The following is an 11,922-nucleotide window of genomic DNA, read 5'->3' as shown; positions in this document are numbered from 1 at the left end:
GCGCCGCACCGGCGTCTCACCCCGCAGCAGATAGTCCTCCAGGTGCTTGTTGACGCAGGTGTTGCTGCCGCCGCCGATGCCGTGCGTCCCCGCGTCCTCCTCCGTGACCAGCACCGAGCCGGCCAGCCGCCGCTGAAGTTCGAGCGCTCCCGTGTACGGGGTCGCCGCGTCCCGCTCCGCCGCCAGGATCAGCGTCGGAGGCAGCTGCCCCGGCTCCGTGCGGACGTCCAGCGGCTGCTGACGGGGCTCCTGCCAGAAGGCGCACGGCAGGTTCATCCACACGTTGTCCCAGGTCTCGAACGGCGCGCGCTTCGCCAGCAGCGAGTTGTCCAGGTCCCAGGTGAGCCAGTCCTCCGGCCACGGGGCGTCGTTGCACTCGACCGCCGTGTAGACGGCGTTGCCGTTCTCCGCCTCCTTCGCCCCGCCGGGCTCGGGCGCGGCCTGTTCGATCAGCGGCTCCGGGTTGCCCTTCAGATACTCCGACAGCGCGCCGGCCCGCAGCGGCCAGTAGGCGTCGTAGTACCCGGCCCCCAGGAAGGCCGCGTGCAACTGGCCCGGACCCACCGTGCCGCCCGCGGGCTCCCGTTCGAGGCGGGCCCGCACCTCCTCGTAGCTGCGCGCCACGTCCTCGGGGGTCGCGCCGAGCCCGTACTTCCTGTCGTGCTTCGCCACCCAGGCACGGAAGTCGGCCCAACGGCTCTCGAAGGCCTCGGACTGGTCCAGGTTGTTGCGGTACCAGATCTGCTCGGGGTCGGGGTCGACCGCCGAGTCGAAGACCATGCGGCGCACATGGGAGGGGAACATCGTCGCGTACAGGGCGCCGAAGTAGGTGCCGTAGGAGGCGCCCATGAACGTCAGCTTCTTCTCGCCGAGCGCCGCCCTCAGCACGTCCAGGTCGCGGGCGTTGTTCAGCGACGTGTAGTGGCGCAGCGCCGCGCCGGTCCTGTCGGCGCAGCCCTTCGCGTAGGCCCGCGCCTGCGCGATGCGCTCCTTCTTGTACGAGAGGGAGGGGTGCGTCGGGGCCTGCGTGGGGGCCTTGAGGAAGTCCTCGGGCTCCTGGCAGGACAGCGGGGCGGACCGGCCGACACCGCGGGGCGCGTAGCCGACGATGTCGTACGCCTCGGCGATCCGCTTCCACTCGGGCAGGCCGGCCGCCAGCGGGAAGGACATGCTGGAGGCGCCGGGGCCGCCCGGGTTGTAGACGAAGGCGCCCTGCCGCTGCGACTTCCCGCCGCTCGCCCGCACCCGGCTGACGGTGAGTTCGATCCGGCGGCCCGACGGATCGGCGTAGTCGAGCGGGACCTCGACGGTGCCGCAGCGGACCGTGTCGGGCAGCTTCTCGGCGGCGGGGCAGCGGCCGAAGTCGATGCCGGCCGCCGCCGCGCGCTGGGCGGCCAGGGCGGTGCCCCGGGCGGCGGCGTCGGTGGTCGTCGTACCGCCGGCGGGGGCGACGGCGACCGACGTGAGGAGCAAGGAACCGAGGCCCGCCACGGCCCCGTACTTCGCGGCTGTTCTCATCGCGTTCCCTTCATGCGCGGGGCGGCCGGGCGGCGGCCACGGGACGAAAGGGATCTTGGGCAGGGGCGGTTCGTGAAGTAAAGCACCGCCCGGCGGTGTCGGGGCCAATGACCCCGATGCCGTCCCGTCAGGAACTGCTGCCGGAGCCTCCGCCGCAGCTGGAGCCGGAGGAGCCGCCGCAGGAGGAGCCACCCCCTGATCCGCCGCAGCCGGAACCGCCGGACGCGCCGCAGCCGGAGCCGCCTCCCGAGTCGGGAGACGAACCGGCGCACCACACGGCCTCGCCCACGTACAGCGCGGACAGCGACGGGTCACCCGCCCCGCCGCCCGCAGAACCGCGGACCCGGACCGCCGCACCCAGCTGCCGTCGCAGGGCGAAGTCCGGCACGCCGCGCACCCCCTGCAGGGCGACCAGGCCGGCCGGATCCCGTGTCCGCGAGTGCGCCAGGCGGTACGCCGCCAGCGCGCGCCGCCCCGCCGCGGTGACCCGCCGCCGGGCGCGGCCCGCCTGGGTCGCGCCGATCAGCGCGCCCACGATCAGCATCGGGAAGAGCAGGAAGACGAATGGCGACCCCGACCCGCCGGACGTGTCACCGACGAATGCGGCGACCGTGACGACGAACGCCACCGGGAGGCCGAGGAAGCAGACCACGCTCTGGACCTTGCCCCACCTCGCGAGGCCCGTGCTGTGGCCGGGCGGCACCATCAGTCCGCGTGCCGCGAGCACGTCACCGAGCTCCTGCACGGCGGGGCTGCGCATGGTGTGGAGGCGCACGGTGTGCAGCGCTCCGTTCGGGGCGAAGGGGAGCACCGAGAAAACGGCACGCTCCACCGGGTCCTGCGCGACCGGCCGCACCACGGACATGACTCCGGGCCAGCCGACGGCGATCCGGCCGTCACTGTGCAGGGCGGTGAGCGCGGCGTCGACGACGCGGCCGGGGCCGCCCGCGAGGAAGGCCGCCTCGTACACGTCGTGGACGTTCGCCGCGCCGTGCGGGGAGGCGGGCTGCGCCGCGGACACCCGGATGATCAGGAACAGGGACGACAGGCCGACGGCGAGATGGACGGCGAGCGCGACGAGGTCCATGGCGCTCACCTCGCCGCGAGCGCGGCACGGGCCACGCGGACCAGGCGGGTCGCCCCGCGCGGCGGACGGGGGGCACTGCGCTCCTGCCACCACAGGCTCAGCCTTCGCCGGGCGGCGCTGTCCTGCGGGCGTCTGGACGCCAGCAGGTGCTCGGCGAAGTCGAGCGCGTCGCGCCGGTAACCGGCGTGCATGGGGCGGTCCTTGGCGTACGCGAGGAAGGCGGACCGGTAGTCGGTCCCGAGGATCTCGCGCAGCTCGGGCGCGATCTTCGCGACAACGTCGGCGCGCTTCGCGGTGAGCGCGCGGCTCTGCACGCGCAGGCGCCGTGCGTCGAACCCCTCGGGCGCGGGCGTGCCCGCGACGAGCGCGGACAGCAGCGCGGCCTGCGTGAGCGCGACGCGCTGGCGGGCGGGGGGCGGTTCCGTGGTGGGGGCGGCGGCGACGCCGGTGGCGGTGGTGGTGGCCGTGGCCGTGGCGGCGGTGGGGCTGTGCGGGTGGGACCGCTGCGCGGAGCCGTTCCCCTCCCCGCCGCTTCCCGAAACCGGGGCTGGCCCCGGACCCCGTACCGTGCTCCGCGCAGTGCCCTCAAGCGCCGGGCGGGCTGGATTTCGCTCCGCGAAATCAGCCCCGCTGGGGGCACCTCCCACGGCCGCCAGGCCGTAGGGGGAGTTTGAGGCGCAGGGGTCCGGTGGGGGTCCCCCCACGCCGCCAGGCGTAGGGGGAGGAGCCCCCGGTTCGGGAAGGGGCGGGGAGGGGAACAGGCCCGCCGCAGGCGTGCCCGCGCCCCCGCGGCCACCCGCCCCGGCCCGGACCCGCGGGGCCGCGCACCGGCCGGACGCCACGGGACCACCCGCCGCCTCCAACGTCGCCCGGATCGTCGCCAGTTCCCGCTCCAGCTCCGAGCTCGCCGGGAAGTCGTCGTCGCGCTCCAGCAGAACTCCCGGCGGGTTCACCCTGGCCCGAAGACCGGACAGGATGTCCAGGACCGGCTGCGTCACCGGGTGCGCGTGCGTGTCGTGCCAGATGCCGTCGCGTTCGACGCCGCCCGCGACATGGACGTACGCGATCGACTCCACCGGCAGTTCGTCGAGCGCGGCCGACGGGTCCTCGCCGCGGTTGACGTGGTTGGTGTGGAGGTTGGCGACGTCGATCAGGAGCCGTACCCCCGTGCGTTCCACGAGCTCCGCGAGGAACTGGCCCTCGGTGAGCTCCTCGTCGGGCCAGGAGAACATCGCCGCGATGTTCTCCAGCGCCAGCGGCACCGGCAGCGAGTCCTGCGCGATGCGCACGTTCTCGCAGAGCACGGCGAGCGCGTCCCAGGTGCGGGGGACGGGCAGCAGATGACCGGCCTCCAGCACGGAGGAGGCGGTGAGCGTGCCGCCCGCCCTCACGAACGCGATGTGCTCCGTGACCAGCGGCGCGTCCAGTGCCTCCGCCCGCTCGGCCAGATCGGCCAGGCGGCGCTCCGACGGCCGGTCGGCGCCGCCGAGTCCGAGCGAGACGCCGTGCGGGACGACGCGGACGCCGCGCGAGCGCAGTCGCAGCAGCGCGGGCGGCAGGTGGCCGGGGCAGACGTTCTCCGCGACGACCTCGACCCAGTCGAGGTCCGGCAGCCGCTCCACCGTGTCCGAGATCTCCGGCCGCCAGCCGATTCCGATGCCGAGTTCCATGGTCCCCTCCTCCACGCCCGACGTGTGACGTGCCAGGGTCATGGCCCCCGCACGAGCGGGTGAATCCGAAGGAGGGGACGTTCAGAGGTTGATTTGAGGTTCCGGCCCGCGGACCGGAACCTCCTGCCACGCGCAGGACCGTCCGGTCACCCCGCCGGGACGGGATCCTGCGGTGCCGGGCGGTCGGTGTTGACCGCGGTCGGCGCACCGGGCTGCGGTGACGGCCGTGACGTGAACGACTGGTCCCCGGTCGGTGTGACAGGGGCCGGCGCGGGCGGCAGATTGCCGTCCGGCGGCGGGGGACCGCTCGGGCTGGCCGTGGCGCCCGACGCCGCCTCGTTGGCGATGGCGTCGAAGTCGACCCGGCCGGTCTGCTCGAGCATCGTGATGTGGTCGAGCACCGTCTGGTTGGCGTCCGAGGCGAGCTGGCGGATCAGCGTGTTACGGGTGGTGTGGCGGACCTGGGCGATCAGCGCGAAGACCTTGCCGTGCGCGTTCCGCAGGAGCTGCGCGAACTTCCGCTCGTACTCCTCGCCCTGCGCGGCGGACAGCTCACGCAGCCAGCCCTGCTGCTGCTCGGTGGGCTGGTTCGGCAGCTCGACCCCCAGCTGCGCCGCCACGTTGCGCGCCCGCTTGTCGAGGTCGGTGTGGCCGACGACGAGGTGGTCGCCGGCCGCCTTGACCGCTTCGGTGGGCGCGCGTTCTATCGCCTGCTGCCCGGCGGGCAGTTCCCACAGGCCGGCGAGCCGCACCTTGACCAGGAAGTCGCGGTCGGTGGCCGACAGCGGCCCCCACTGGGTCGCCACGCTCGAGGCGTTCAGATTGTCCTGCCCGGTGCCGGAACGGTCGGCGTAGGACCACACGGGGAACGCGAGCGCCCCGACCGTGACGACCAGGGCCGCGATGATGAGTGCTGTTCCGTTGATGCGCCGCAACAATGTGCCTCCAGAGCCGATGCGTTACACGGCAACCAACCGCCCTGCTGAATGGCCGGTCAGCCCGCCGGCCGCCTGCCGGTCGAACTTAGCCGGTCAAACTACTGGGCGGTACCCGGAAGTACGCAGCCGGGGCCCCGGCTGTTCAACGGCGCGCCCGTCCGGTGCCGGTGAGGCCGCTGGGTGCGCTGCGCGGCCTGTCGCGCTCAGGGACCGGCCGCCCGCGGTCGCCGCGGTCCCGGCCTCACGGGAGGCCGACCACCGCTGCCCGCCGCGGGGTTCGGGTCCGGGCGGGCGTTGCCCGTCACCCCCAGTCGCAGCCGGTGCCGTCGTTGTCCCGGTCGAGGTGGCTGCCGTAGCCCGGCTCGCCCCGGCGGACGGGCGCGGCCCCCGCGGCCCGGGCGGCGGCGCAGTTCTCGTAGTACACGTCCGCGTCACCGCCGCTGCCGGAGTCGCTGTCACCGCTGTCGTAGGGGTCGGCGGTCTCCGTCCTGGTCACCGTCACGGTCACGGTGGGACCGGGTTCGGTGACGGTGGCCTTGGGGGCGGGCGTCGCGGTGGTGGTCGCCGTCGCGGTGACCGTCTCGGTGACGGTCGGGCCGGGGCTCGGCTTCGCGGCCGCCACGGCCGGTCCGGAGTCGTCGGAGGCTGCGGCACCACCGCAGCCGAAGCCGAGCGCCATGATCAGCAGTCCGCCGGCGTAGGTGCGCTTCATCTTCCACAGCGGCCTTTGCGTCCCGGCGGGCACGGGGCCGGGCGGCGGCGGACTGGTGGTGTACCGATTGCTCAAGGTCCCCCCTTGTGCAGATTGTGTGAAGACTCACCGTAGCGGGCGGAGGACCAAAAAGGAGGAAAATCGGAGTAGTTGAATCCGGGCCTCAGCCGAAGGTGCGGCGGTAGGTCCTCGGGGAGACGCCGGTGGTGCGTTTGAAGCGGTCACGGAAGGCGGTGGGGGAGCCGAAGCCGACCTGGGCGGCGATGCGTTCGACGGAGTGGTCGGTGGTCTCCAGCAGGTGCTGGGCCCGGCGGATGCGGGCCCGGTGGAGCCACTGGAGCGGGGTCGTGCCGGTCTGTTCGCGGAAGCGACGGATCAGGGTGCGGGTGCTGGTCCCGGCGTGGTCGGCGATGCCGGCCAGCGTGAGGTCGCGGGCCAGGTTGTCCCGGAGCCAGGCGAGCAGGGGCTCCAGTGCGGAGCCCTGCGGGGTGGGCGCGTGGTCGTGGACGATGAACTGCGCCTGTCCGCCCTCGCGTTCGAGGGGCATCACGGAGAGCCGGGCGGCGTCGGCGGCGACCGCGGAGCCGTAGTCGCGGCGGATCATGTGCAGGCACAGGTCCAGGCCCGCGGCCGCGCCCGCCGAGGTGAGGATCTGCCCGTTGTCGACGTACAGGACGTCCGGGTCGACCTCGACGTCCGGGTGGGCGGCGGCCAGGAGGTCTGCCGCGACCCAGTGGGTGGTGGCCCGCAGGCCGTCGAGGAGACCGGTGGCGGCCAGCGGGAAGGCGCCCGAGCAGATGGAGGCGATGCGCGTGCCGTCCTCGGCGGCGGACCGCAGCGCGGCATGGACGGCGGGGGAGAGCGGGGCCGCGGGGGCGGCGGTGCCGGGCACGATGATCGTGTCCGCGCCCTCGAGCCCTTCCAGTCCCCACGGCGCGCGCAGGGTGAACGTGCCGGCGTCGATCTCCGGTTGTTCGGCGCACACGCGGAGTCGGTAGCCGGCGCGCCCGTCCGGAAGCCGGGTGCGGGTGAAGACCTCGATCGGGGTGGACAGGTCGAAGGGGATCACCTGGTCCAGGGCGAGAACGGCGACGGTGTGCATGGCGGGAAAGTACCTCCTCGCCGGGCGGTGGTTCCGGCCGGCCGCCCCCTGGATCTCCGTCCCGGTGCAGTTCAGAGGCCGTTCCCGGGAGTTGGCGCTATCTCGTTGAAAGGTGTCACTGATGCCACTGGGAGACATCGTGGCAGCCGGATAGCTTCGGTGGCGTCTCCGGCGGACGACCGGACCTCCCGCATACGAAGGACCCCTCCATGCATGCCCAGACCGACGTGTCCCACGGCCTCGATCCGCGCGCTGCCACCGCTCTCCACGCGGTGCCGGACGCCGGCGGCTCGGCGCCGGGTGGCGCACCCTCCGGCCGGACGCTCGGCGTCGTCCGCGCGGCCGGGGAGCCCCGACAGTGACGAAACTCTTCCTCATCCTGCATGTCCTGGCCGCCGTCGTGGCCATCGGTCCGGTCACCGTCGCGGCGAGCATGTTCCCCAAGGCGCTGCGCCACGCGCACAGCGGCGAGGGCGACGGGGAGGCGCTCACGACCCTGCGGATGCTGCACCGCATCTGCCGTGTCTACGCGGCCGTCGGCATCGCGGTTCCCGTCTTCGGATTCGCCACGGCCGGCAGCCTCGGCGTCCTCGGCAGCGCCTGGCTGATCGCCTCGATCCTTCTGACCGCCGCGGCCGCCGGCCTGCTCGCCCTGCTGATCCTGCCCGCCCAGGAGGCCGCCCTCGCCGCCGCGCAGGCTTCCGGCTCGGACCCCGCGTCACCGGGCCGCCTCGCGATGCTCACCGGCGTCTTCAACCTGCTGTGGGCCACGGTCACCGTCCTGATGATCATCCGCCCCGGCTCCACCACAGGAGTGTGACCGTGACCCTGCGGCCCCTGCGTATCGCCGCCTTCGCCGAGCTCGTCTCACTGGTGGTCATGACGGCCAACCTCGCCACCGTTCATCTCGGACCGGTCTCCTCCCTGCTGGGGCCCACCCACGGCTGCGCCTACTTGTTCGTCGTGGTCGCGACATGGCGCCTGCGCCGGGCCACGACCCTCACCAAGGCCGCTGCCGTCGTCCCCGGCATCGGCGGCCTCCTCGTCCTGCGGCGGCTCGACCGCCCCGGCACCGTCCGCCCGAACCCCGAGAAGGCGACCCGGTCATGACCTACCTCTCGCCGATCCTCGTCGGCGTCCTCTACGCCCTCGCGATGTCCCTGATCCGCGAACCGCACCGACGCCGCTTCAACGCGATCATGGTGGCGGGGGCGGGTGCCGCCTATCTGAGCGGCGGCGGCCTCGGCGGCTGGGAGTTCCTCGCCACCGCCGTCATCACCTACGTCGCCTACCGGGGCCTGGAATCCTGGACGTTCATCGGCGTCGCCTGGCTGCTGCACACCGCCTGGGACCTGGTCCACCACTTCAAGGGCAACCCGATCGTGCCCTTCTCCCACGACTCGTCCCTGGCCTGCGCGGTCTGCGATCCCGTCATCGCCCTGTGGTGCCTGAGGGGCGGCCCCTCATTGATCGGTCTCGTCCGCGGCCGGACGGGGCGTCCCCGCACCGCGGAGCACGCACCACCCTCGTAGGCGAAGACCCGACTCCCGGGGGCCGCCCGGCCGTCAGCGGGCGGCGATGCCCCGGGCCGCGAGAACCTCCAGCGCGCCGGGGACCATGTGCTCCAACTCGCTTTTCCCGGTGAAGAGCTTGAGATTCGGCAGCAGGTCCAGGTCGTCGAGGCGACGCACGTCGAAGAGGTCGTCCTCGCCGTCCCAGACCGGGGCGCACTCCATGAAGACCTGGTGGCCGCCGTCGAAAGTCAGCTCGTCCACGGTGGCGAGCAGGTCCGCCGGTATGTCCAGGTCCTCGAAGTACTTCCGGGCCTCGTCCAGCACCGTGTACTCCAGCTCGTTCTCCTCGACATAGGCGGCGAGGTCCTCGACCCCGCGCGCCCGCATGTGCTGCTCCAGGCTGAACGCCGGGGACAGCGTCTCGTCCCAGTACATGAGCTTCTCGACGACGAGGAGCTTGAAGTTGAAGTCACGAAAGACCGTCATGGCTCACGTATATCAGCGGGCGCCGACAGCCCCGCCGCCCAACCCGTGATCGGCCCGACCGGGACCGGCCGGTGCCCTGGCCTAGGCGCACTGCCCGCCGCGGAGCGAGGGATGGTCGGCCACGACGGTGCACGAGCCGGGAGCGATCTCCGTGAAGCCCGCGTCGCGCACGACCGGCAGCCCGCTCTTCGTGAGTGCCGGCCAGTCCGCCGGATCGGCGGTGCGCACGGAGAGGGCGAAGCCCGATTCCCGCCATGCCTCGCGGTCCGCGTCCGACAGTTCCCACCAGGCGAGTTGGGCTCCGTGGCCGGCCTGGGCCATGGCCTTGCCCGCGGACATCTCCAGCTCCGGGCTCAGCCACAGGACGGGACGGGTCCGGTCGGGGGCGGCGGGCGGGCGGGGGTCGTCGAGCTCCGTCCCGGACACCTGGAGCTTGGCCAGTTCCTTCGGCCAGCCGTCCAGCGGCACCGGCGGGAAGACCCGCACCTCTGCCGGAACCGCTGCCGGTGCCGACGAGGGTCCGGCGGCCGCGTCCGCGGCGTCTGCCGCGACGGCCGGGGACGTCCCGGTCGCGAGGTCCGTCGCGGTCGCCCCGCCGGACCCGGCCGCCCGGCCGCCCGCGCCCGTCACCGTGATCCCCGGGAGCATGCCGGCCTTGCGCCACTCCGCGCCGCGGGCCCTGCGGACGACCTTGCGGATACGGGCGTCCTGCCAGTCCCGCACGGCCTGCGCCCACTCGCCCTCTCCGGTGGAGCGCTCGTCGGCGAGGATCTCGAGGACCGCTCGCGCGGCGGTCTCCAGTGCGTCGGTACGGGACGGCGGTCCCGACTTCTCTATGCGCACCACCAAAGGCAGGACGAACTGCGGTGCCGCGTCACGGGACTCTGCCCGGTGCCTGAAGGGATTGTCGGGCCGGATTTCACGGAGGTCTTCGCTGCTCACGCCGCCAGTCTGCCAGCCGCCCGCCGTGGGGTTGTTGGCGGAACGGGACCCTCCGGGCGACGATGCACCCCATGAAGAGCGATCTTTTCTCCACAGAGAACATGGCACAGCAGGCCACCGTGCCCGGAATGACGCTGCAGAACGCCAAGTCGATCAAGTACGCGGTCAACGGCGAGATGCACGCGCGGCAGGGCTCGATGATCGCCTTTCGCGGAAATCTGCAGTTCGAGCGCAAGGGCCAGGGGATCGGCGGCATGCTGAAGCGCGCCGTCACCGGCGAGGGCCTGCCGCTGATGGCCGTGCGCGGCCAGGGCGAGGCGTGGTTCGCGCACGAAGCGGCCAACTGCTTCATCGTCGACATCGAGCAGGGCGACGCGCTCACCATAAACGGGCGCAACGTGCTCTGCTTCGACGCGACGCTGTCGTACGAGATCAAGACGGTCAAGGGCGCCGGCATGACCGGCGGCGGCCTCTTCAACAGCCTCTTCACCGGCTACGGGAAACTGGGCGTCATCTGCGACGGCAGTCCGATCGTCATCCCCGTCAGCCACCAGCAGCCGGTCTTCGTCGACACGGACGCCGTCGTCGGCTGGAGCGCCCAACTGCACACGTCGCTGCACCGCTCGCAGTCCGTCGGTTCGATGATCCGCGGCGGCTCGGGCGAAGCGGTGCAACTCAAGCTGGAGGGCGAGGGTTTCGTCATCGTCCGGCCCAGCGAGCTCACCCCGCAGAAGGCGACACAGAACTGAAGCTCCGGCAGGTGGGCCGTCGTTACGGCCTCGGCGGGCCCTGGGTGCTGCGCGGGGTCGACCTCGACCTGCGCCCGGGCACCCTCGTCCGCGTCGACGGTGCCAACGGGAGCGGCAAGTCGACGCTGCTGAGGCTGCTCGCCGGCATCGACGCGCCCTCCGAGGGCCGGATCACCGGCCGGCCCCGCACGGCCTACGTCCCCGAACGCTTCCCCGCCGCCCTGCCGTTCACCGCAGCCGGCTACCTGACGCATCTGGGCCGCATCCACGGACTGGGGCGGCGGGCGGCGGCCGCCGGTGCCGCCGAGTGGCTCGAACGCTTCGGGGCCGCGGCATACGCCCGTACGCCCCTCGGCGAACTGTCCAAGGGCACCAGCCAGAAGGTCGCCGTGGCCCAGGCGCTCCTCGCCGGCCCGGAACTGCTCGTGCTCGACGAGGCATGGACCGGCCTCGACACCCCGGCGCGCGAGCAGCTCGACCTCGCGGTGGCCGAACTGGTCACGGCCGGCGCCTCGGTGGTGCACGTCGACCACGACCCCCGGCGGCCGGCCGAGGCGGCCGACGCGGTCTTCCGCGTACGGGACGGCCGGGTCGAGGAGCTGCCGGCCGACGGTCCGTCGCGCGCCGGGCGGGAGCCGGGCCGGTGGGCGCGGATCGTGGCGGTCGGCCGCCCCGGAGCACCGCTGCCCGACGGGCTGCCCGGAGATCCGGAGGCCGTCGCGGGAGAGGACGGCGGCACCGTGTTCACCGTCCCGGCCGGGCACTCCGACGCCCTGCTGCGGGCGCTGCTCACCGCCCGGCCGCCGTGGCACATCCTGCATCTGGAGGGTGCGGTGGAACCGGTCGCGAACGCCTCCGCGACGGCAGCCGCAGCGACGACCGCGCGCCCGACAGGACCCGGCACGACGACATGACAGCACTTCTGCGCTACCACACCGCCCTTCTCCTGCGCTCCCAGCGCTGGCTGCCGCCCGTACTGCTCTACGGCGCCTTCCTGGCCGTCGGCGTCCAGGGCGGTGGACCGGTCCTGGACTCCCTCGGATATGCGGCCGCCGCGCTGCTCCCGGTCACCGCGTGGCTCGTGCGGATCTGCGCCACGCAGGAGCCGCCGGCCGCGCGGAGCGTGACGGCGGCGGCCGTCGGCGCGCCCCGGGCGCACCTGGCCTCATTGCTCACCGCCGCCCTGTGCGCGGCGGTCCTGGGC

14 protein-coding genes and 1 pseudogene are annotated in these 11,922 nt (G+C 73.3%); 7 read left to right on the top strand and 8 right to left on the bottom strand.

Annotated features, from left to right (window positions below; translation table 11 throughout):
- From ACWGH4_RS20515 to ACWGH4_RS20490, 6 genes are all read right to left on the bottom strand, one after another.
- A partial coding sequence (locus ACWGH4_RS20515) for an alpha/beta hydrolase (RefSeq protein WP_453462776.1) occupies positions 1–1,518 on the bottom strand: 1,518 nt, incomplete at its 3' end.
- Positions 1,519–1,645: 127 nt separating this feature from the next.
- Complete coding sequence (locus ACWGH4_RS20510) at positions 1,646–2,605, bottom strand: TIGR04222 domain-containing membrane protein (RefSeq protein ID WP_453462774.1); 960 nt, start codon at positions 2,603–2,605, stop codon at positions 1,646–1,648.
- A 5-nt stretch (positions 2,606–2,610) separates the two neighbouring features.
- The gene (locus ACWGH4_RS20505; protein ID WP_453462771.1) at positions 2,611–4,275 is read right to left on the bottom strand and encodes a DUF692 domain-containing protein; all 1,665 of its coding nucleotides are present in this window, start codon (positions 4,273–4,275) and stop codon (positions 2,611–2,613) included.
- A gap of 146 nt (positions 4,276–4,421) precedes the next feature.
- Entirely contained in the window at positions 4,422–5,210 is a 789-nt protein-coding gene (locus ACWGH4_RS20500; RefSeq protein ID WP_441264903.1) for a DUF4142 domain-containing protein, read from the bottom strand.
- Positions 5,211–5,514: 304 nt separating this feature from the next.
- The gene (locus ACWGH4_RS20495) at positions 5,515–6,000 is read right to left on the bottom strand and encodes an excalibur calcium-binding domain-containing protein (protein ID WP_453462767.1); all 486 of its coding nucleotides are present in this window, start codon (positions 5,998–6,000) and stop codon (positions 5,515–5,517) included.
- An 88-nt stretch (positions 6,001–6,088) separates the two neighbouring features.
- On the bottom strand, positions 6,089–7,027 hold the full coding sequence (locus ACWGH4_RS20490; protein WP_453462764.1) for a GlxA family transcriptional regulator: 939 nt from the start codon (positions 7,025–7,027) through the stop codon (positions 6,089–6,091).
- Positions 7,028–7,236: 209 nt separating this feature from the next.
- Between ACWGH4_RS20490 and ACWGH4_RS20485 the strand changes: the two genes are divergently transcribed.
- From ACWGH4_RS20485 to ACWGH4_RS20470, 4 genes are read left to right on the top strand one after another with little or no spacing between them, the layout of a single operon-like run.
- Entirely contained in the window at positions 7,237–7,389 is a 153-nt protein-coding gene (locus tag ACWGH4_RS20485) for a hypothetical protein (protein WP_453462761.1), read from the top strand.
- On the top strand, positions 7,386–7,847 hold the full coding sequence (locus ACWGH4_RS20480) for a hypothetical protein (RefSeq protein WP_453462758.1): 462 nt from the start codon (positions 7,386–7,388) through the stop codon (positions 7,845–7,847). The genes ACWGH4_RS20485 and ACWGH4_RS20480 overlap by 4 nt, the downstream gene beginning before the upstream one ends.
- 2 nt (positions 7,848–7,849) lie before the next feature.
- A complete protein-coding gene (locus ACWGH4_RS20475) occupies positions 7,850–8,137 on the top strand; it encodes a hypothetical protein (RefSeq protein WP_453462755.1) in 288 nt (95 codons plus the stop codon).
- Positions 8,134–8,559 (top strand): DUF6010 family protein, encoded by a 426-nt coding sequence (locus ACWGH4_RS20470; RefSeq protein WP_453462752.1) that lies wholly within the window; start codon positions 8,134–8,136, stop codon positions 8,557–8,559. Before ACWGH4_RS20475 ends, ACWGH4_RS20470 begins: the two co-directional genes overlap by 4 nt.
- A gap of 33 nt (positions 8,560–8,592) precedes the next feature.
- On the opposite strand, the gene ACWGH4_RS20465 is transcribed toward ACWGH4_RS20470, so the two are convergent.
- Positions 8,593–9,027 (bottom strand): DUF6892 domain-containing protein, encoded by a 435-nt coding sequence (locus ACWGH4_RS20465; RefSeq protein WP_453462749.1) that lies wholly within the window; start codon positions 9,025–9,027, stop codon positions 8,593–8,595.
- 81 nt (positions 9,028–9,108) lie between these two features.
- Positions 9,109–9,969, bottom strand: coding sequence for an aminoacyl-tRNA hydrolase (locus ACWGH4_RS20460; protein WP_453462746.1), 861 nt, complete (start codon positions 9,967–9,969; stop codon positions 9,109–9,111).
- Positions 9,970–10,040: 71 nt separating this feature from the next.
- Here ACWGH4_RS20460 and ACWGH4_RS20455 point away from each other — a divergent pair, with 71 nt between their 5' ends.
- The 3 genes and pseudogenes from ACWGH4_RS20455 to ACWGH4_RS20445 form a co-directional block, all read left to right on the top strand.
- Complete coding sequence (locus ACWGH4_RS20455; protein ID WP_453462743.1) at positions 10,041–10,718, top strand: AIM24 family protein; 678 nt, start codon at positions 10,041–10,043, stop codon at positions 10,716–10,718.
- 11 nt (positions 10,719–10,729) lie between these two features.
- Positions 10,730–11,632 (top strand): ATP-binding cassette domain-containing protein, encoded by a 903-nt coding sequence (locus ACWGH4_RS20450; protein ID WP_453462740.1) that lies wholly within the window; start codon positions 10,730–10,732, stop codon positions 11,630–11,632.
- Positions 11,629–11,922: pseudogene (locus ACWGH4_RS20445) on the top strand (ABC transporter); the annotation flags it as partial. The gene ACWGH4_RS20450 and the pseudogene ACWGH4_RS20445, both read left to right, overlap by 4 nt.

This window comes from Streptomyces sp. NPDC054847, assembly GCF_053610925.1.
The sequence above is the reverse complement of the archived record's forward strand: the minus strand, read 5'-3'. Positions and strand labels throughout refer to the sequence as shown.

Excerpts from the sequence above, each read along its gene's own strand:
- ACWGH4_RS20470 (WP_453462752.1), top strand. The coding sequence starts at position 8,134 with ATGACCTACCTCTCGCCGATCCTCGTCGGCGTCCTCTACGCCCTCGCG.
- ACWGH4_RS20455 (WP_453462743.1), top strand. The coding sequence starts at position 10,041 with ATGAAGAGCGATCTTTTCTCCACAGAGAACATGGCACAGCAGGCCACC.
- ACWGH4_RS20505 (WP_453462771.1), bottom strand. The coding sequence starts at position 4,275 with ATGGAACTCGGCATCGGAATCGGCTGGCGGCCGGAGATCTCGGACACG.
- ACWGH4_RS20465 (WP_453462749.1), bottom strand. The coding sequence starts at position 9,027 with ATGACGGTCTTTCGTGACTTCAACTTCAAGCTCCTCGTCGTCGAGAAG.
- ACWGH4_RS20485 (WP_453462761.1), top strand. The coding sequence starts at position 7,237 with ATGCATGCCCAGACCGACGTGTCCCACGGCCTCGATCCGCGCGCTGCC.
- ACWGH4_RS20510 (WP_453462774.1), bottom strand. The coding sequence starts at position 2,605 with ATGGACCTCGTCGCGCTCGCCGTCCATCTCGCCGTCGGCCTGTCGTCC.
- ACWGH4_RS20490 (WP_453462764.1), bottom strand. The coding sequence starts at position 7,027 with ATGCACACCGTCGCCGTTCTCGCCCTGGACCAGGTGATCCCCTTCGAC.